This window comes from Paenibacillus shirakamiensis, from assembly GCF_017874255.1.
Taxonomy (GTDB): domain Bacteria; phylum Bacillota; class Bacilli; order Paenibacillales; family Paenibacillaceae; genus Fontibacillus; species Fontibacillus shirakamiensis.
In genome coordinates, this window is record NZ_JAGGLD010000001.1 from 402,284 (window position 1) to 422,380 (window position 20,097).

The following is a 20,097-nucleotide window of genomic DNA, read 5'->3' on the forward strand; positions in this document are numbered from 1 at the left end:
GAGAGAACAATGGCAAAAGGGTTATTGATTGTATTGTCCGGGCCTTCCGGTGTAGGTAAGGGAACGGTATGTAGTGCACTGCGTCAGCGCGTGCCAGAATTAATTTATTCTGTATCTGCTACTACACGTGTACCTCGTTTTGGTGAAGAACACGGTGTGAACTATTTTTTTAAGAGCCGTGAACAATTTTTGAATATGATAGAACAAGATCAACTGCTCGAGTATGCTCAGTATGTAGATAATTATTATGGTACTCCACGTGATTTCGTAGAAGAGACGCTGAATAGCGGCAGAGACATTATTCTGGAGATTGAGGTTCAGGGAGCCCTGAAGGTCAAGGAAAAATTCCCGGATGGCGTCTTCGTATTCCTGCTTCCTCCTTCGCTGGATGAGTTGAAAGATCGAATACAAGGTCGGGGTACAGAGAATCAGGCTACTATAGATCATCGACTCTCTGTAGCGGTAGACGAAATTAATCTACTGGAATATTATGATTATGCTGTAGTGAACGATCAGATTGACTTGGCTTGTACAAGAATAGAATCTATTATTGTTGCCGAACATTGTAAGGTAAGGAAATAGGTAAGGTAGGACGACATGTTTAAAATAAGGAATCAAGCGTAGATGCCATTTAGGTCTACAGCAGCGTTCCAACTAGAAGAGGTGTCTGTATTGCTATATCCGTCAATTGACAAAATGCTGGAGAAAGTTGACAGCAAATATTCGCTAGTAGTAGCCGCTTCCCGTAGAGCAAGACAATTAAGAGAAGGCGGTACCACTGATATGAGACAGCCTAAGTCTCACAAGCAGGTTGGTGTGGCTTTAGAAGAAATTTATACCGACCTTGTGCGTATCAAGCGTGACGGACAAAGCTTGGCCAATCTAGATAACTTAGACAAATAATAAAAGCTAGCCTCTTGGGCTGAAATCCGACAACCGCAAGGTTGTTGTTTTTTTCTATATACAGAAATGAAATGCGAGGGGATATCATGTTAACTGGCAAAAAGATTCTGCTGGGGGTAAGTGGCGGGATTGCCGCCTTTAAAGCAGCTTCGTTATGTAGCAAGCTTACGCAGGCTGGGGCGGAAGTTAGGGTCATCATGACCGAATCCGCAACAAGGTTCATTACCGAGCTGACCCTTCAATCCTTATCGAAACATCCCGTCTATACGGATACGTTTGATGAAAAAGATCCCTCCGTTATCGCACATATTGATCTTGCAGATTGGGCTGACCTCATTCTGATTGCACCCGCAACCGCTAATATCATTGGCAAAATGGCCCACGGGCTTGCCGATGATATGTTATCTACGACCTTACTCGCTACAGAAGCACCTATTATGTTAGCTCCTGCAATGAATGTGCACATGTATCAGCATCCGGCGGTGCTTCATAATTTGGAACTTTTATCTTCCCGCGGGGTGATGATGATTGAGCCTGGAAGTGGACTTTTAGCGTGCGGTTATGTGGGCAAAGGTAGAATGGAAGAACCCGAGAGTATTGTACAGCTCATCGAGCAATACTTTGGACAACTTGAGCAGAACTACCGAGCAGAAAGTCAGCCAAAACCATTATTAGGCCGGAAGGTCATTGTTACTGCTGGAGCAACGGTGGAACGAATAGATCCCGTCCGATATATTACGAATGATTCTTCAGGTAAAATGGGATTTGCGATAGCCATGGCAGCTCAGCAGCTTGGAGCAGACGTTCATATCATTGCAGGAAGTACACAAATTGACCCGCCTGACGGCATTTTTTTGACGCGAGTAGAATCGGGTATGGATATGTACAATGCAGTTATCGCTGAGTGGGATCAAGTGGATATTGTAGTAAAAGCAGCCGCGGTAGCGGACTATCGACCTAAGGAACAAGCTGTCCGAAAAATGAAAAAAACTGGAGATGCCCTGACGTTGGAGCTTGTGAAAACTCTTGATATTTTGGAGACCTTGGGCCAACAAAAGACTCGACAATTTTTGATTGGGTTTGCTGCGGAGACCAATGATGTAGAGAAGTATGCTATGGGCAAATTGCTGCGTAAGAACTGTGACTTGCTTGTAGCTAATGACGTGACTTTGGAAGGTGCGGGGTTTGGAACGGATACGAACGTCGTGAGCATTTACGATCACAATGGACTTGTAGTTGGCCTTCCTCTGATGAGCAAAAAAGATACGGCGACATATATCATGAATCTAGCTGCAGAGCGATTAGCTGGAGTGCCGGATAATGCCTAAAGTAGCTAAAGTGATAGTAGATGTACCTAGTCGGGAGACGGATCGGCCTTTTGACTATCTTATTTCAGAATCGATGCGAGGCTGGATTGACGTAGGGAGTAGAGTAGCTGTTCCTTTTGGACGACGTACGGTGCAAGGTTTTGTAATTAGCTTATCGGATCACTCCGAACTGAGTTTGAGTCGGATGAAGCCGATTCAAGAACTGCTAGATCATCTTCCCCCGCTTCCCCCGGACTTGGTGGATCTTGCTGAATGGATGAGTCATGAGTATGCGTGTTCTACAATTTCTGCTCTACAAGTCATGATTCCCGCTGCACTTAAAGGAAAGGCAGAACGTTATATTCGGTATGCTGAACCTAAGCAAGATACGGATGTAGCAGAAGATGAACCAGATTGGTACTCCGATTCATTGCTTCAGTTAGATGAAGAAAAACAGATCATCGACTATGTTAAAGCTTCCGGGCCAGTGACCGTAGCTCATCTTGATCAGCGTTATCCTGGGCAAAGCGTGATTATAAAGCAATTACTGAAACAAGGAATTCTGATTGAGAGCCAGTCGATCAAAGACCGCATGAAAATTAAGACAGTGAAGACGGTCGTGGCCGCAGTTCATGGGGAAGAAGCCGAGCAAGCGATGGCTTCCTTTAATGCCCAGTCCAAACGTCAAAAAGAAATTTTAGCTTTTTTGCTTGAAGTTGAAGTGCCGATCGGTATGCAGGAACTGTTGTCTACCTTAGGTGCTACTGCGGGAACGGTGAAGAAATTAGCTGAAAAAGGTTTTGCTATCATTGAAGATGTTGAAGTATTCCGAGATCCTTACAAGGACCGTAGATTCAAGGCTTCTAAGGCGTTGTCTCTAACGCCAGAGCAGCAGGCGGCCTATGATCGAATCTGTGAAACGGTAGATCATCAGGCTTATGGCGTGTTTCTTTTGCACGGGATTACGGGTAGTGGAAAAACGGAAGTGTACCTACAGACCATTGAGCGCTGTATGCAGCAGGGGCGCCAGTCAATTGTTCTAGTACCGGAAATTTCGCTAACCCCCCAAATGGTAGAGAGATTCAAAGGACGATTTGGGGATAAAGTTGCGGTGCTGCACAGCCGACTATCCGCAGGTGAACGCTATGATGAATGGCGAAGAATTCGTGAGGGTCAGGTGATGGTAGCGGTTGGCGCAAGGTCTGCCGTGTTTGCTCCCTTTCCGAAGCTTGGACTAATTGTAATGGACGAAGAACATGAGACCTCTTACAAGCAGGAAGAGACGCCTAAATATCATGCACGCCGTGTTGCCGTGAAGCGAGCCATGCAACATGATGCTGTGGTCATACTGGGTTCGGCTACCCCTTCTCTTGAAAGTTATCATGCCGCTAAATCACAGACGAACGAATCTTTTGCTCCTATTTTATTGGAAATGCGAGAACGTCCGTCCGGTAGCCAGCTTCCTAAGGTCGAGATTGTGGACATGCGTGAAGAATTAAAGGAAGGCAATCGTTCTATGTTCAGCCGAGGATTACATCAGGCCATCCTAGATCGCATGGAGCGCAAAGAGCAAGCCGTTCTTTTCCTTAACCGAAGAGGGTACGCTACGTTTGTAATGTGCCGTACTTGTGGGTATGTAGCAGGCTGTCCGAATTGTGATATTTCACTAACCTATCATCAGAAATCTAACAATATGCGTTGTCATTATTGTGGATATTCCGAGGTAGCTCCTTCCGTCTGTCCGGAATGTGGAAGTGAACATATTCGATATTTTGGGACAGGCACGCAGCGAGTAGAAGGGGAATTGGCCAAGCTTTTTCCAGGGATTCGTGTCATACGTATGGATGTAGATACGACCTCAGAAAAAGGGTCGCATGAGAAGCTGTTACAAGCTTTTCGCGATAAAAAAGCAGATGTCCTGCTCGGTACCCAGATGGTTGCGAAAGGGCTGGACTTCCCTGATGTTACGCTGGTGGGCGTCATTGCTGCGGATAGTTCGCTGAACTTTCCAGATTTCCGAGCAGCCGAAAAAACATTTCAACTGCTAACGCAAGTGGCAGGCCGCGCTGGAAGACATCTTCTTCCGGGTGAAGTGTTCATTCAGTCTTATACGCCCGATCACTATTCTATTATTCATGCGAGTCATCATGACTATTTATCGTTTATTCGTGAAGAATTGAAACATCGACGTAATTTAAGTTATCCTCCGTATTGCAGGCTGATTTTGGTTACTTTATCGCACGAAAATCTCCAACTTGTGGTTCGTATGGCTGAGAATTTCACAAGTGGACTGCGAGGACGTGCGCAGCAGCGGGGATGGTTCGGTGGATTGGATCGCTTTACTTCGGATGCCTTTGATATTTTGGGGCCGATTGCTTCCCCGATTCCTAAAATCAAGAATCGCTATCGTTTTCAGTGTATTGTGAAATACCGAGGGGATCTGGATGCCATTGATCTGGTTCGAGAAATCACGAATGAGACGCTTGAGCAGCTAAGGGATGGTCTGCTTCAGATTAGTATTGATGTGGACCCAGCGATGATGATGTAAGGCGGGCAGATCCCTCCCAAACCCTCCCTTCCTCAAGGGAGGGCCCCAAGGGCGTCGCCCTCTGGACACCCGAATGGAATAACGAAAATGGGGCAGAGATGGAATCTTGCTTGGGGTGGCGTGGGATCGCTTGCCGTCCCTTTGGGACCCGCTTCTGGTTTGGCGGGACTTGGGGGCCTGTTGTTGGAGTTAGGCGGTAATTTTTCGGCTTGTTTAACATAAGGGGCTGGAGCGGACAGTCGCTTGTCGCCCTCTGGGCACGCTGAAGTGAGTGATGGCTGTTTTGGAGCTTGGTGTGGATGGTAGAGGCGCTCTCCCTGCGGGATACGCTTGGGGCGGAGCGAAGAGTAGCGTGTGGTTTTAGGATGCGGATGTGTGAGGTTAGAGTCGCTCTTCCTGCGGGATACGCTTGGGTCTGAGCGGAGATTAGTGTGTGGTTTTGGGATGCGGATGTGTGAGGTTAGAGTCGCTCTTCCTGCGGGATACGCTTGGGTCTGAGCGGAGATTAATGTGTGGTTTTGGGATGCTGATGTGTGAGGTTAGAGGCGCTCTCCCTGCGGGTTACGCTTGGGTCTGAGCGGAGATTAGTGTGTGGTTTTGAAATGCTGATGTGTGAGGTTAGAGGCGCTCTCCCTGCGGGATACGCTTAGGTCTGAGCGGAGATTAGTGTGTGGTTTTGGGATGCGGATGTGTGAGGTTAGAGGCGCTCTCCCTGCGGGATACGCTTAGGTTTGAGTGGAGATTAGCGTGTGGTCTTGGGATGCGGATATGTGAAGTTAGCGTGTAATGACTGGTGAATTGGGCCTACATTTTAGACTTTGATGTGGCATAGGAGTCTTTATTTTAATATATGATGGAATAAACACATAAATGGAGGTAGGGTAAGGCATGGCGCTTAGAAGAATTGTACTAGAACCTAACGAGGTTCTTCATCAGGTAGCAGAAGAAGTGAAGGAGATCACACCGAAGATTCGCCGCTTGTTAACGGATATGGCGGATACGATGTATGAGGCGGAAGGGGTAGGTCTAGCTGCGCCGCAGGTAGGCGTACTTAAGCGGGTAATTGTGATTGATGTAGGGGATGACAACGGACTTATTGAAATGATTAATCCTGTAATTACGGCATCGAATGGGGAGCAGTTTGGGCCAGAGGGATGCCTTAGTATCCCTGGATATCGTGGTGATGTTCGGCGTGCGAATCAAGTCACGGTCACAGGACTTGATCGTAAAGGTAAGGAGATCACGATTACGGGTTCGGAGTTATTGGCAAGAGCATTCCAACATGAGATTGATCATTTGAACGGCATTTTATATACAGAACTTGCCGAGACTTATTATGAGATTCCACCGGAAGAAGAAGAGGAATCAGCAGGGCAAGGAGTGAATGAGGATTGAATATTGTATTTATGGGAACGCCGGCTTTTGCGGTGCCTTCTTTAGAAATGTTGCTTGAACAAGGTTATAACGTAGTTGCGGTGGTTACGCAGCCCGATCGCCCTCAAGGTAGAAAAAAAGTACTTACCCCTACCCCTGTAAAAGAAGCGGCTTTGCGGCATGGCATTCCCGTGCTACAGCCGCTTCGTATGCGCAGTGCAGAGGCTGTGGAGGAACTAGCAACCTATGAACCCGATGTCATTGTTACGGCAGCTTACGGACAAATTTTACCCAAAGCTGTGCTTGATCTTCCTCAGCATGGCTGCCTGAACGTGCATGGCTCTCTTTTGCCGAAATATAGAGGGGGAGCGCCTATTCAGCGTGCGATCATTAATGGGGAGCAAGAGACTGGAATTACGTTAATGTATATGGCTGAGGGGCTAGATACAGGCGATATGATTGCAAAAACAATCGTTCCGATTACGGATGAAGATACATCAGGCACGTTGTTTGAGAAATTAAGTCTAGCGGGAGCTGAATTGTTACAGGAGCAATTGCCCAAGGTTCTTAAGGGTGAGGCTGATCGGGTTCCTCAAGTGGATGAAGAATCTTCTTACGCCAAAAATTTAACAAGGGATGATGAGCGCATCGATTGGTCCGCTTCCTCACGTGCGATCTATAACCGCGTGAGAGGATTGGTTCCTTTTGCCGGGGGATTTACGCTTTGGAAAGATGAAGTGTTCAAAGTCTGGGAGATCACGAAGCCCGAAGCTGTAAGTGTGAAGCAGTCTGGACAAGCTCCAGGTACGATTCTTAGTCTCTCGGATAAAGGAATTGAAGTCCAAACGGGGGATGGTTCTGTCTTCTTGACCACAGTTCAGCCTGCTGGAAAAAAAGCGATGAATGCTTCTGAGTTTCTACGCGGCGGTATCCTTAAGCAAGGTGAGGTGCTCGTATGAGCGAATCGCAACGTCCAACGAAGGACGCTAATCGCAAAAAAGTCGCCGCTCCACGTACAGCCAGAGAAGTAGCCTTGCAAGTGCTCACGCAAGTGGAAGAGGATGGGGCCTACAGCAACATGCAGCTGCATGGCGCTTTGCAGCGTAGCGAACTTAAAGGTGCGGATGCGGGACTTGCTACAGAATTGGTCTACGGAACGATTTCTCGGCTCTCGACTATTGATTATTTCTTAGAACCGTTCGTTGCTAAAGGCATGAAGAAACTTCAGCCGTGGGTGCGAAATTTGCTCCGGTTGAGTTTTTATCAATTATATTATCTAGACCGAATTCCTGCCCATGCAGCGGTAAATGAAGCTGTAAATATCGCAAAAAAACGTGGCCATCAGGGCATTTCGGGTATGGTCAATGGTGTGCTACGGAATGTTCTCAGACGTAAAGATGAACTGAAATTACCGGAGCATCTTCCCGCTGCCGAGCGCATTGCGCTTGAGCATGCTCATCCGCAGTGGTTGGTAGAACGCTGGATAAGTCAGTATGGAGAAGAAGTTACTAATGCGATGTGCCAAGCGAACAATGAACCCCCTTCTGTAAGTGTTCGGGTGAACCAGACCAAGCTCACGCGTGATGAATTATTGAGTCAGATGCATGTAGCGCAGGTCGATGCGATTCCTTCATCCTTATCTGAAGATGGAATCATCGTGCGTAGTGGCGGCAATATGGCCTTGACTGATTGGTATCGGGACGGAAGGTTATCTATTCAAGACGAGAGTTCTATGTTAGTAGCCGCGGCCGTCGATCCTAAGTCAGGAATGCGTGTACTGGACTGCTGCGCAGCACCTGGGGGCAAGTCGATGCATCTGGCGGAGAAGTTGGGCCTTAAGGGGGAGATTATCGCTAATGACATTCACCCTCATAAAGCGAAGTTGATTGAAGATCAAGCGATTCGTCTTGGCCTACACACAATTCGTACAACTACAGGAGATGCGCTTGAAATGCAAAGCCTATATCCGGCAGCATCCTTTGATCGTATTCTTCTTGATGCTCCTTGCTCAGGATTGGGTGTTATTCGCCGCAAACCTGATCTCAAATGGGCCAAGCAAGCGGAGGATATCGAAGATATCTCTAAGCTGCAACTGGAATTGTTGGAGAGAACAGCCTCTCTTCTAAAAAAAGACGGTATTCTAGTATATAGTACGTGTACGGTCGAGAAACAGGAGAACGAAGAGCTGATTCGGACTTTCTTGAAAAAGCATCCAGAATTCAGTGAGGCTGAGCCTATACTGCAAGGATCTTCGAATGCTTCTAGAGCAGAAATTGGTTTACAAATCCTGCCTCAGGATTATCATTCTGACGGATTTTATATTGCCCGTCTTGTCAAACTAGGTTAGTATGTCAGGAGGCTTATGCCCGCTGGAGACCATTCCAGCGGGTTTTGCTCTTTAGTGTCATCCCTATTTATGATAAAATGGGAAGAATGAAGAGAATTAGAGATTAACATTTTATAGAACAGGTGTGTGAAGATGAAACCTTTTATATATGATTTTACTTTGGAAGAGCTGCAGGAATGGGCAGTATCGCACAATGAACCCGCCTTTCGCGGAGGACAAATTTTTGACTGGGTCTATGTGAAGCGTGTCAATTCTTTTGAAGAGATGACGAACCTGTCTAAAGGTTTACGTGAGAAGCTAAATGATAGCTTTCAGTTCGTTACTCTGAAGGAGATCACTAAATTTGAATCCAAGGATGGAACGGTGAAGTTCCTATTTGGTCTGCATGATGATCATGCAATTGAGACCGTAATTATGAAACATAGCTATGGCAACAGTATTTGTGTAACTACGCAAGTAGGTTGCCGTGTAGGCTGCACATTCTGTGCATCCACATTAGGCGGACTAAAGCGGGATCTTACAGCGGGCGAGATTGTCGCTCAAGTCGTAAGATCACAACAAATACTCGATGAGCGTGGCGAACGGGTCAGCAGTATCGTAATCATGGGTACCGGCGAACCTTTCGAGAATTACGAAGCAACCATGAAATTTTTACGTCTAATGATTCATGAAAAGGGATTGAATATTGGACAGCGGCATATTACTGTATCGACCAGTGGTATTGTGCCGAACATCTACCGCTTTGCGGATGAAAATACACAAATTAATCTTGCGATCTCCATACATGCTCCAAATGATGCACTCCGCTCGAAGCTTATGCCAGTCAACCGAAGATTTCCTTTTGATGATGTGATGGAATCTTTGAGGTACTATCAAGCTAAGACGGGACGCCGGATTACATTTGAATATGCCCTTATTGGTGGTGTGAATGACAGACCAGAACATGCAGAGGAACTAGCGAATGTACTCAAAAACATGCTTTGTCACGTGAATTTGATTCCGGTTAACCATGTGCCTGAGAGAAAGTATATCCGTACTTCCCGAAGTGATATTTTCCAATTCCAGCGTGTGTTGGCGGACAAAGGCGTGAATGTAACAATTCGCCGAGAGCAAGGTCATGACATTGCAGCGGCTTGTGGGCAATTGCGGGCGAAGCATATGGAGTCTGGTGCGAGGTGAGGATGATTTGATAAAAACGGTATTTGTTAGTGATGTGGGACATGTTCGTTCGGTCAATGAGGATTCAGCTTGGGCTGCTAATCTAGAACAAGGGTATACCTTAGGCATTGTTGCAGATGGTATGGGTGGACATCAGGCGGGAGATACCGCTAGTCGACTTGCTGTAGAGACCATTGTGTCAGATTTAAGTTCTTTATCCCGCGGCACTTCATTTGAATTGCGTAAGGAAGCACTACGAAAGGCCATGTTGCATGCAAATGATGTTGTCTATCGTAGAGCCTCTGGCAGTGTGGAAATGCACAATATGGGCACTACAGCTGTGGTAGTACTTATGGATCGGAAGGAAGCCATCATTGGTCACATCGGAGACAGCCGTGTATATATTTATCGCAAAGGTGGACTTACTCAGCTAACTGAAGATCACACGTTAGTCCATGAATTAGTAAAAAGTGGTCAGATTACTGAGGAAGAAGCGACTCAGCACCCAAGGCGTAACGTTATTACTAGAGCTGTAGGAACGGATGCACAAGTGACAGTGGATCTGGAGCACATCTTGCTGCAAGACGGAGATGTGATGTTACTTTGCAGCGATGGACTCAGTAGCTACGTGGCGGAGCATCACATCCTACAGACGGTAGGCAGGACAGGAGTATCACTGGAAGATCGGGCGGAGCAATTGCTTAAGCTCGCTTTAGACGCCGGAGGAGAAGATAATATCACTGTAGTACTCGTAGAAGTACTTACGGCGGCGGGCTCTAGTGTAAAGGAGTGGAATAAATGATCGGACACGAATTGGGCGGTCGTTATCAAATTATTGAGCGTATTGGCGGAGGCGGCATGGCTCTGGTCTATCGTGCACAAGATATTTTGCTCGGACGGAATGTAGCGATCAAAGTACTCCGTCAGCAATTTGTACATGATGAAGAATTTATTCGCCGTTTCCGGCGGGAAGCGCAATCTGCCGCATCTTTGTCGCATCCGAACGTGGTTAGTATATATGATGTAGGGCAGGAAGAAGATATTCATTACATCGTCATGGAGTATATAGAAGGACATAATCTGAATGAAATTATAAAAGACCGTGCTCCGCTTCAAGTGGACGAGGCAGTGCGGATTACAGCTCAGATTGCCGATGCTTTGGATCATGCCCATCAGAATCAGATCATTCACCGGGATATTAAGCCACATAATATTCTCATTGGCCGTAATGGCCGCGTGAAAGTAACGGATTTCGGGATTGCTAGAGCGGCTTCGGCCGCGACGATTACCCAGACGGGCTCCGTGGTGGGTTCCGTCCATTACTTCTCTCCAGAACATGCTAAAGGTGTGGTAACTGGCGAGAAATCTGATTTGTATTCACTGGGCATTGTTCTCTATGAGATGCTGACGGGGAAAGTCCCTTTTCATGGGGAGAGTCCAATTAGTGTGGCGCTCAAGCATCTACAGGAGCCTTTTGAAGAACCGAGACTGATTAATCCACTGATTCCGCAGAGCGTAGAGAATATTATCCTCAAATCGATGCGTAAAAATCCGGGCGAACGTTATCAGTCAGCCAAAGAAATGTTACGGGATCTTGAGACATGCTTACTTCCCGAGCGTAGACGGGAATCTAAAATTCTATTTTCGGATCTTGAAGATGCAGACAAAACCAGAGTTATTCCAGCAATTAAGCCGCAGCCGAGAACTACGGGGGGCAAATCTTCGAGAGAAATGAACAAAGAAGATACAGACCCAACACGTAAAAAGACTTGGGTAAAACCTGTTATTTGGGCAGGAATTACTCTGTTTATCATTGTGTTTATGCTAGGTGTCGCATGGTATGTTAAATCTAATCTTAAGGCTAATGATAATGTACAAGTTCCAAATGTAATCAATATGCAAGAGAATGCTGCGCGAGCTGAACTTGCCAAAGTCGGCCTTATCATTCAGGAACCCGTCAAGCGTGAGTATCGAAAAGATGTGGCGACTGGAACCGTCTATTTCCAGAGTAAACCACAAGGCACCGAAGTGCTCAAAGGCTCGTCCATTGAGATTGGGGTAGGTAAAGATAAACCGCTTGAGAAGGTTCCGGATTTGAAGGGGCTCTCTTACGATGAAGCACATAGCAAATTAATATCAGATTACAAAATGACAGACAGCCAAATTAGCCGCATTGATACGAATAGTGATGAGGTTACTATGAACAAGGTGATCACGCAAAATCCGGCTGCAGATAGCGAGTTTGATCCTGCCATTGCAACGATAACTCTTACGGTAAGCAAAGGCAGAGAAAGTGTATCCATGCCTACCTTGATTGGCTTATCTCAAAAAGAAGCGGAAGCCAAGGTGAAAGAAGTCGGGCTGAAAATTGCGAATGACGGCATTAAGCAAAAGGCAAGTTACACGCAGACCGGTAAAGTAATAGAGCAATGGCCGTATGCACCGAACACCCCGGTTAATCCTGGCGATGAAGTAATTTTGACTATAAGCTCGGGGTATCCACCTGAGGCTATAAGCTATACGTACAATGTTCCTGTTTCCCCTGAGAAGGACGGGAAAAGTAGTAAGATTCGTATTGTCTACACCGATGCTCGTGGGGAAAACTTAGAGTGGGGTACGAAGACGATTAAGGCAAACCAAACGATGCCAATCGATTTGGTACTAGCTCCAACCAAAGACGGCGTAGTGATCGTCTATCGCAATGGCAAATTTTTAGATACGTACCAAGTATCCTATATTGATGCTAAGCAAGGAACAGTTCCGGATCCGAATCCGAATGTTCCCGCTAACACGACACCTGAACCACCACAACCTGATCCGAACAAACCTGAAGATCCCGTGGAAGGTCAGACAGAACCCGGAGCAACAACGACCAATCCTTAATGAAATGTAACTTTATAAGGAACCTTAGATAGACTCCTATGGAAGCGAGGCCTCAAACATGCCAGAAGGCTTAATTGTTAAGGCTTTAAGCGGCTATTATTATGTAAAACCACAAGGAAGTCATCCCGGTGAGACGGTTCAATGCCGGGGACGTGGTGTTTTCAAAAATAAGGGAATCACTCCTCTAGTTGGGGATCACGTAGTCTATGAGCCTTCAGAGAATGGGGAAGGCACCGTGACGGAGATTCATCCTAGGGTTACCGAGTTAGTACGGCCTCCTGTGGCGAATGCTAGACTTGCTGTGCTTCTCTTTTCTTTAAGGGAACCAGATATGAATCTTCAGCTCTTGGATAAGTTTCTCGTTCATATTGAAAATGAGGGTTTGGATACTCTAATCTGTCTAACTAAACGGGATTTGCTTCACGATAACGATGAAGAGGCCGGTGAAGAAATTACACGCAAGGTTAAGGCGTTGTATACCGCAATCGGTTATGAAGTGATTGTAACAAGCTCATTATCTGGTGAAGGAACCGCCGAAGTGAAACAGCGTCTTGCTGGAGAGATTAGTGTATTCTCTGGGCAGTCTGGAGTAGGCAAGTCTTCGTTACTCAATGCTATGCTACCTGGGCTGGATCTAGAGACCAATGTTATTAGCATGCGTCTAGGCCGCGGGAAGCACACAACACGACATTCTGAATTGATTGAACTTGAGAATGGTGGATTTGTAGCGGATACACCTGGATTTAGTCAACTTGATTTTCTGGAATTGGGTGTGGACACTCTTTCTAACTGTTTCCGGGAGTTCGTTCCACTGTCTGAATCTTGTAAATTCAGAGGTTGTAGTCACCTGCATGAACCAGGCTGCAAAGTGCTAGATGCACTAGAAAATGGAGATATTGCTTCAAGTAGATATGAACATTACAAAACATTTTATCAAGAAATGAAAGATAAGAAACGGAGGTACTAACCTGATGATCAACATTGCACCGTCTATTTTATCGGCTGATTTCTCCAAGCTTGGAGAAGAGATTGCAGAAGTAGAACGCGGAGGAGCAGATTGGATTCACGTCGATGTGATGGATGGCCACTTTGTTCCTAACATTACATTAGGTCCTGTCGTCATGCAGGCGGTGGCGCCACACACGAATCTCCCCTTGGATGTACATTTAATGATTGAGAACCCAGAGCAGTATATTGCGGCATTTGCAGCTGCGGGAGCGCATGTGATTACGGTACATCAGGAAGCATGTGTACACTTGCATAGAGTCATTCATCTCATCAAAGAACATGGCGTTAAGGCCGGTGTAGCATTGAACCCAGCCACACCAGTCTCTACCTTATCAGAAGTGATAGATGATCTGGACATGGTTCTAATTATGACTGTGAATCCGGGATTCGGAGGGCAGTCTTTTATCCCAGGTACGGTACGTAAAATACGGGAACTTCAAACGATGAAGGAAGAACGTGGTTTGAATCATTTGCTCATTGAGGTAGATGGAGGCATAACGGCAGCTACGGCTCCTATGGTAGTAGAAGCCGGTGCGCAAGTTCTTGTAGCGGGTAGCGCTGTATATAGTAAGGCTGACCGAAGTGCGGCTATAGCTGAGATTCGAGGCAGTGTACAGGCCTTCTCATAAAAAGAGGACAACTCGACAGGTTGTCTGTTGGTATAGGGGACGTCTGCAACGCATAAATATGGTTACATGAGCGAAGGTTCTCATGTAGCCTTTTTTTGTGGGCCTATGCACACAGGGCACTGGCTCGTAACATAGAATAAGCAAGGCATGAGAAGTATGGGGAGGGTGAACCATGAAGTTCTATACATTCAAGTTACCAAAGTTTCTGGGAGGGTTTGTGAAGGCGGTGCTAAATACCTTTCAAAAGAACTAAAATAGGCATTGAAAAAAGCACCTCTTATAATAAAAGGTGCTTTTTGTCTATATGCCTGATGGTTCCAAAATTACACGCGAGCCACTTTACCGGACTTCAAAGCACGGGTGCTGACGTAAACGCGTTTTGGTTTACCGTCTACCAAAATCCGAACTTTTTGAACGTTAACGCCCCAAGTACGACGATTACGGTTGTTAGCATGAGATACATGGTTACCGCTGCTTGGTTTCTTACCTGTTACATAGCATTTGCGAGACATCGAATTACACCTCCTTGTTCCAATACACCTACCTAAAACCATACCCAAATATCATATCACAGCAAAAAAAGCTTCGTCAACCGCTATGGCAAGTTTATTTGTCCTACTTGAGTCTTCTTTTATTTATTTCTCCTTCTTCTTATAGTACAATGATGAATAGTCCATAATATTTTAGGGGGAGGAGTGAACGACATTTGGCTATTGAACTGAATACCGAATATGGACACATTGATATCTCGGATGAAGCGGTAGCGGTTATTGCCGGATCGGCCGCCATGGAATGTTATGGACTCGTAGGGATGGCTAGCCGGAAGCAGTTCAAGGATGGGATTGCGGAACTGCTTAGGCGAGAGAATCTTACTCGCGGCGTGGAAGTGAAACCAAATCATAATCAAATCGTAATTACATTATATATTATCGTAAGTTATGGAACTAAAATTTCAGAAGTTGCTTATAACATTCAACAAAGAGTTAAATATGTTCTACATGATATTATAGGACTCCAAGTGAATGAAGTGAACATTGTAGTCCAAGGCGTACGTGTATCTAGCTAGGAAGGGGAATTTTCATTGAGTAAGCGTTCTTTAAATGGGACAGATTTCACCGCTATGGCTTTAGCCGGGGCGGCCAGGCTTCAACAGCATGCCGAACATGTCAATTCGTTGAATGTGTTCCCGGTACCTGATGGAGATACTGGAACGAACATGAATTTGACGATGACCGCAGGTGTAGGAGAGCTTTCTCGCAATGGCAGTGGGGGAATTGGCAGCCGTGCAGGTGTTCTTTCTAAAGGTCTTCTGATGGGCGCACGGGGGAACTCTGGCGTAATTCTGTCACAACTGTTCCGTGGATTTAGCCGTTATTCTGCTACTTATGAGGAATTGAATACAGTTCAATTTGCCTCTGCTTTGCAGAGCGGAGTCGATACCGCTTACAAAGCGGTAGTTAAGCCTGTGGAAGGGACCATTCTTACTGTGGCAAAAGAAGCGGCGAAACATGCTGTTTATTTTGCACGTCGCACTACCGATGTCACCGAATTAATGACCGAAGTTTTATCCAAAGCTAAAGAGGCACTCGCCTACACACCTGAACAACTTCCTGTCCTAAAACAAGTCGGAGTAGTAGATTCGGGTGGACAAGGGCTTGTATATATCTACGAAGGATTTTTAGAATACTTGCAAAATCAGACGGTAAGCGGATTCCAAGAAGCATCAAAGCAAACAGCTGCATCGCAGCCTTCAACTTCGGTATCCATAGAGAAGCCTCTGTTTGATCTACCTACATCAGCTCAATCCCGTCTAGATACGGAAGACATTGAGTTTTTGTATGATATGGAGTTCTTCATTAATCGGCAGCTTGGGGATGCAAAAGGGACTGCCTTTGATGAGAATCAATTCCGCAAAAATCTCTCGGTGAATGGTGATTCCATCATTGTCATTGCGGATGATGAAGTAATTAAGGTGCATGTTCATTCTAAATCACCGGGCGAAGTACTTAATCTAGCTCTTCGCTACGGGGAAATCACTCAAATTCATATTTTGAATATGCGTGAACAACATCGAGATTTGCTTACGGCAGGTATGGATATCGCCCCTGCGCCTGAGCTATTTGCTGATATTCCTGCAGAGAAGACGCGTGTGATTGAACCTGCTACGCTTCCAGCAGATGAACTGGCTCCTTATGGATTCATTGCTGTTGCATCAGGACAAGGGATTGCGGATATATTTACAAGCCTAGGAATTGATGTTGTATTATCTGGCGGTCAGACGATGAATCCAAGCACAGAAGATTTTGTAAAAGCTATTCACTCGATCTCTGCGCAGCATGTATTCGTCCTACCGAATAATTCGAATATTGTATTAGCAGCTCAGCAAGCTAAGGATCTCTTAGAGGGAGAGCGCAGTGTAACGGTTATTCCAAGTAAGAGTATTCCGCAGGGCATTGCAGCAGCTTTTGCCTTCCAAGAAGATGAGAGCTTATCCATTAATGAAGAGACAATGCTCGCTGCCATCGGTCATGTGAAGACAGGACAGGTTACCTATGCAGTGCGGGATACTCATTTTGATGATTTGGAGATTACAGCAGGTCATTATATTGGAATTGAGAATTCCAAGATTGTAGCGACGGAAGCGGGACTTTTGGATACAAGCAAAGCTCTACTTGAACAGATGTTGATTAACGGTGATGAGATTGTAACTGTGCTCACGGGCGAAGAAGCTAATCCTGAGGACACGTTGCTTCTATTGAATTGGTTGAAGACCACGTATCCTCAAGCCGAAGTAGAGACCCATGAGGGCGGACAGCCTATTTATTATTATTTATTCGCTGTTGAAGCTTAAGGGAAACGGTAGAACGGAGGATTGCTTTAATGAGTCATATTGTTATTGTTACCGACAGTACGGCGGATATTCCGCAAAAGACCGCTCTGGAATATGGAATTCATGTCATTCCGATGACGGTAACTTTTAAGGATCGTTCTTACGTAGAAGGGGTAGACATTACTCCGACCCAGTTCTATGAACGTCTTACCGAGTCCTCAGAGTTGCCTACTACCTCTCAAACTTCACCAGCTCAGTATGTAGAAGTGTATCGTAATTTGTTACAAGAATATCCAGGTGCATCGATCATCTCGATTCACATCTCATCTGGGATGAGTGGAACTTATCAATCTGCGATGCTGGCTAAGGCGATGCTTGAAGAAGAAGAGGGTATTCAGGCTGATATTACGCCGATTGACTCTCGCTGTGCATCCTATGGATTTGGTCTTCAGGTTGTAGCAGCTGCGAGACTTGCTAAGCGTGGAGCCTCCGTGCAGGAGATTGTAGATGAGGTAGAGCGACTGAGACAAGTGCGCAGGCTATATTTCTTGGTAGATACGTTAGAATACTTACAAAAAGGTGGTAGAATTCGCAGAGGATCTGCCATCATAGGTACGGTACTTAATATTAAACCCATCCTTTCTGTAGATGATGAGGGGGTTATTTATCCAGTAGACAAGGCCAGAGGCCGTAAAAAAGCAGTAGCTCGAATTGTAGAGCTATTTCAGCATGATTTTGCGGATCATAAGGATCTTAATATTGCGGTGTGCGATGGGGTGAACCCTGAGACAGCAGAAGAAGTCATTGAGGAAATGTCCAAACACTTCAAGCTTCATGAAGTGGTACGTACCGATATTGGCGCTGTTGTGGGAACTCATGTTGGACCGGGTATAGTATCTGTATTCGTCTGGCCTGCTTAAAAGCGAGGGATAGCAGATGGAAATTCATAGCATTTCGATTCGACAGGTCAGCGGCGTGAGTGCCCTCAAAGAAGAGGAGCTTCACGCCTTTGGCGTCTTTACTGTGCAGGACTTATTAGAATATTATCCATTTCGATACGAAGATTATCGATTACGTTCTCTTAGTGAAGTGAAGGATGGCGAGAAGGTAACAGTTCAGGCTAAGATTATGGGTCTGCCCGTTCTTCAGCGTTATGGCAAGAAGTCGAGGCTGACCTGTAAAGTGATGGCCGATGATTGGATGTTCACAGCTACGTGGTTCAACCGTCATTTTCTTAAAGATCAGCTCACGCCTGCACGCGAAATTACATTGACGGGCAAATGGGATCTACGTCGTTCACAGATGACTGTAACGGACTCCGAATTCCCAGACAAGGGAACGCTGCGTAGTGGAAGCTTGCAACCAGTCTACTCCGTAGGGGGCAATATTACGCAAGCTTGGATGCGCAAAACTATTGGACAAGCTCTTAAGCAGTATGGGGAGATGATTCCAGAAATTTTGCCGCAGGACGTGGTACGCAAGTATGATTTAATGCCCCGCAAACATGCAATATTACGTATTCACCAGCCTCAGGATAGCGAAGAAGGGCAGCTTGCGCGTAAACGGATGGTGTATGAGGAATTATTTTTATTCCAGCTCAAGCTTCAAGCCTATCGAGCTATGAATCATGATCGCATGGATGGGGTTGTCCATGAAGTCGAGAATGCTACGGTACGGGAGTTCGTCCGAAGTCTTCCGTTTGAGCTTACAGACGCCCAGAAGAAAGTGGAGCTAGAGATCTTAAAAGATATGCGTTCTCCCTTTTGTATGAATCGATTGCTACAAGGGGATGTGGGTTCTGGCAAAACTGTAATTGCGGCCATTGCGCTGTATGCGGCGGTAAAATCAGGCTGTCAGGGTGCGTTCATGGTACCTACGGAGATTCTAGCCGAGCAGCATATGCGATCGCTCACTAAGCTGTTCGAGCCTTTCGGTCTTAAGGTGGGCCTGCTTACAGGGAGTGTGACAGGTCGTAGACGCAAGGATCTGCTGGCTTCACTACAAATGGGACTTATTGATGTACTTGTAGGTACGCATGCATTAATTCAAGAAGAAGTATATTTCCGCAAGCTTAGCCTTGTCGTTACCGATGAACAGCATCGGTTCGGCGTGAACCAGCGGAGTGTGCTCCGCCGTAAGGGCTTTAATCCCGATGTACTTACGATGACAGCGACCCCTATCCCGCGTACCCTTGCAATTACAGCGTTCGGAGATATGGATGTATCCACGTTGTCTGAGCGTCCCAAAGGACGTATACCTATCTCCTCTTATTGGGTCAAACACAGCATGATGGATCGGGTTATGGGATTCATTGCGCGTGAAATTGGTCAAGGCCGGCAGGCATACTTGATTTGCCCCTTAATTGAGGAATCGGACAAGCTGGATGTTCAGAATGCCATTGATCTGTATGTCTCGATGTCTCAGGCCTTTCCAGATATTAAAGTAGGGCTGCTCCACGGGCGAATGTCTTCGCCCGAGAAAGAAGAGGTCATGCGTGACTTCTATGCGAGTGAAGTCCAGCTCCTCGTCTCCACGACCGTCGTAGAGGTCGGGGTCGATGTCCCGAATGCGACGCTGATGATTATTATGGATGCCGATCGATTCGGCTTATCTCAGCTCCATCAGCTTCGCGGGCGGGTGGGCCGCGGGGAGCACGCTTCGTACTGCGTGCTCATTGCAGATCCGAAGTCGGAGGTAGGGCAGGAGCGTATGAAGGTCATGACCGACACGGACGACGGCTTCGAAGTAGCTCGGCGGGACCTGGAGCTTCGCGGTCCCGGGGATTTCTTCGGCACTAAGCAGAGCGGCGTGCCGGAGTTTAGAATCGCGGACATGGTGAGCGATTTTGCGGTACTGGAGACGGCGAGGGAGGATGCCGTCGCCTTGGTAGGCGACTCAGCCTTCTGGACGTCGCCGGTGTATAGTCCGCTGCGGCAGTATTTGCAGCGGGAGCAGATTTTGCAAGGCGAGCTGATTGATTAGAGGCGAGCGTAGGAAAGCCCCCGAGGAATTTCGGGGGCTTTTGTCTTGAGAACACTGTACACACAGATCTATTAATTTCTTACGTTTTGAAATCAGGCTAGGCATGATTAGCCTTCCTCCCATCATAT

General features: G+C 46.4%; 19 protein-coding genes. 18 read left to right on the plus strand and 1 reads right to left on the minus strand.

The features are described 5' to 3' along the window. Window positions 1-9 precede the first annotated feature (9 nt). From gmk to spoVM, 14 genes are all read left to right on the plus strand, one after another. Window positions 10-582, plus strand: coding sequence for a guanylate kinase (gmk, locus tag J2Z69_RS01815; RefSeq protein WP_209860424.1), 573 nt, complete (start codon window positions 10-12; stop codon window positions 580-582). Between the two features lie 90 nt (window positions 583-672). Next, window positions 673-903 carry a DNA-directed RNA polymerase subunit omega gene (rpoZ, locus tag J2Z69_RS01820; RefSeq protein WP_209860426.1) on the plus strand — a complete coding sequence of 77 codons (231 nt, stop codon included), beginning with the start codon at window positions 673-675 and terminating at the stop codon, window positions 901-903. Between the two features lie 86 nt (window positions 904-989). After that, window positions 990-2,231 (plus strand): bifunctional phosphopantothenoylcysteine decarboxylase/phosphopantothenate--cysteine ligase CoaBC, encoded by a 1,242-nt coding sequence (gene coaBC / locus J2Z69_RS01825; protein WP_209858633.1) that lies wholly within the window; start codon window positions 990-992, stop codon window positions 2,229-2,231. Further along, window positions 2,224-4,758 carry a primosomal protein N' gene (priA, locus tag J2Z69_RS01830; protein ID WP_209858634.1) on the plus strand — a complete coding sequence of 845 codons (2,535 nt, stop codon included), beginning with the start codon at window positions 2,224-2,226 and terminating at the stop codon, window positions 4,756-4,758. Before coaBC ends, priA begins: the two co-directional genes overlap by 8 nt. An 87-nt stretch (window positions 4,759-4,845) precedes the next feature. Next, window positions 4,846-4,980: a hypothetical protein gene (locus J2Z69_RS19240; RefSeq protein ID WP_281069360.1), complete on the plus strand. Its 135-nt coding sequence runs from the start codon at window positions 4,846-4,848 to the stop codon at window positions 4,978-4,980. Between the two features lie 666 nt (window positions 4,981-5,646). Then, window positions 5,647-6,153, plus strand: coding sequence for a peptide deformylase (def, locus tag J2Z69_RS01835; RefSeq protein ID WP_209858635.1), 507 nt, complete (start codon window positions 5,647-5,649; stop codon window positions 6,151-6,153). Further along, a complete protein-coding gene (gene fmt / locus J2Z69_RS01840) occupies window positions 6,150-7,091 on the plus strand; it encodes a methionyl-tRNA formyltransferase (protein ID WP_209858636.1) in 942 nt (313 codons plus the stop codon). Before def ends, fmt begins: the two co-directional genes overlap by 4 nt. Then, complete coding sequence (rsmB, locus tag J2Z69_RS01845) at window positions 7,088-8,479, plus strand: 16S rRNA (cytosine(967)-C(5))-methyltransferase RsmB (RefSeq protein WP_209858637.1); 1,392 nt, start codon at window positions 7,088-7,090, stop codon at window positions 8,477-8,479. The genes fmt and rsmB overlap by 4 nt, the downstream gene beginning before the upstream one ends. A gap of 132 nt (window positions 8,480-8,611) precedes the next feature. Continuing rightward, window positions 8,612-9,658: a dual-specificity RNA methyltransferase RlmN gene (gene rlmN / locus J2Z69_RS01850; protein WP_209858638.1), complete on the plus strand. Its 1,047-nt coding sequence runs from the start codon at window positions 8,612-8,614 to the stop codon at window positions 9,656-9,658. 7 nt (window positions 9,659-9,665) lie between these two features. Then, complete coding sequence (locus tag J2Z69_RS01855; RefSeq protein ID WP_209858645.1) at window positions 9,666-10,439, plus strand: Stp1/IreP family PP2C-type Ser/Thr phosphatase; 774 nt, start codon at window positions 9,666-9,668, stop codon at window positions 10,437-10,439. Further along, complete coding sequence (gene pknB / locus J2Z69_RS01860; RefSeq protein ID WP_209858647.1) at window positions 10,436-12,520, plus strand: Stk1 family PASTA domain-containing Ser/Thr kinase; 2,085 nt, start codon at window positions 10,436-10,438, stop codon at window positions 12,518-12,520. Before J2Z69_RS01855 ends, pknB begins: the two co-directional genes overlap by 4 nt. A 58-nt stretch (window positions 12,521-12,578) precedes the next feature. After that, window positions 12,579-13,487: a ribosome small subunit-dependent GTPase A gene (gene rsgA, locus J2Z69_RS01865; RefSeq protein WP_209858649.1), complete on the plus strand. Its 909-nt coding sequence runs from the start codon at window positions 12,579-12,581 to the stop codon at window positions 13,485-13,487. A gap of 4 nt (window positions 13,488-13,491) precedes the next feature. Continuing rightward, a complete protein-coding gene (gene rpe / locus J2Z69_RS01870) occupies window positions 13,492-14,157 on the plus strand; it encodes a ribulose-phosphate 3-epimerase (protein ID WP_209858651.1) in 666 nt (221 codons plus the stop codon). 172 nt (window positions 14,158-14,329) lie between these two features. Beyond that, complete coding sequence (gene spoVM, locus J2Z69_RS01875) at window positions 14,330-14,410, plus strand: stage V sporulation protein SpoVM (protein ID WP_055107596.1); 81 nt, start codon at window positions 14,330-14,332, stop codon at window positions 14,408-14,410. A gap of 70 nt (window positions 14,411-14,480) precedes the next feature. On the opposite strand, the gene rpmB is transcribed toward spoVM, so the two are convergent. Then, a complete protein-coding gene (gene rpmB / locus J2Z69_RS01880) occupies window positions 14,481-14,669 on the minus strand; it encodes a 50S ribosomal protein L28 (RefSeq protein WP_209858653.1) in 189 nt (62 codons plus the stop codon). A 194-nt stretch (window positions 14,670-14,863) separates the two neighbouring features. Between rpmB and J2Z69_RS01885 the strand changes: the two genes are divergently transcribed. From J2Z69_RS01885 to recG, 4 genes are read left to right on the plus strand one after another with little or no spacing between them, the layout of a single operon-like run. Next, the gene (locus J2Z69_RS01885) at window positions 14,864-15,223 is read left to right on the plus strand and encodes an Asp23/Gls24 family envelope stress response protein (protein WP_209858655.1); all 360 of its coding nucleotides are present in this window, start codon (window positions 14,864-14,866) and stop codon (window positions 15,221-15,223) included. Between the two features lie 15 nt (window positions 15,224-15,238). Next, a complete protein-coding gene (locus J2Z69_RS01890) occupies window positions 15,239-17,008 on the plus strand; it encodes a DAK2 domain-containing protein (RefSeq protein ID WP_209858657.1) in 1,770 nt (589 codons plus the stop codon). Window positions 17,009-17,037: 29 nt separating this feature from the next. Continuing rightward, complete coding sequence (locus tag J2Z69_RS01895; protein WP_209858659.1) at window positions 17,038-17,907, plus strand: DegV family protein; 870 nt, start codon at window positions 17,038-17,040, stop codon at window positions 17,905-17,907. A 16-nt stretch (window positions 17,908-17,923) separates the two neighbouring features. Beyond that, window positions 17,924-19,969, plus strand: coding sequence for an ATP-dependent DNA helicase RecG (recG, locus tag J2Z69_RS01900; RefSeq protein WP_209858661.1), 2,046 nt, complete (start codon window positions 17,924-17,926; stop codon window positions 19,967-19,969). Window positions 19,970-20,097: the final 128 nt, after the last annotated feature.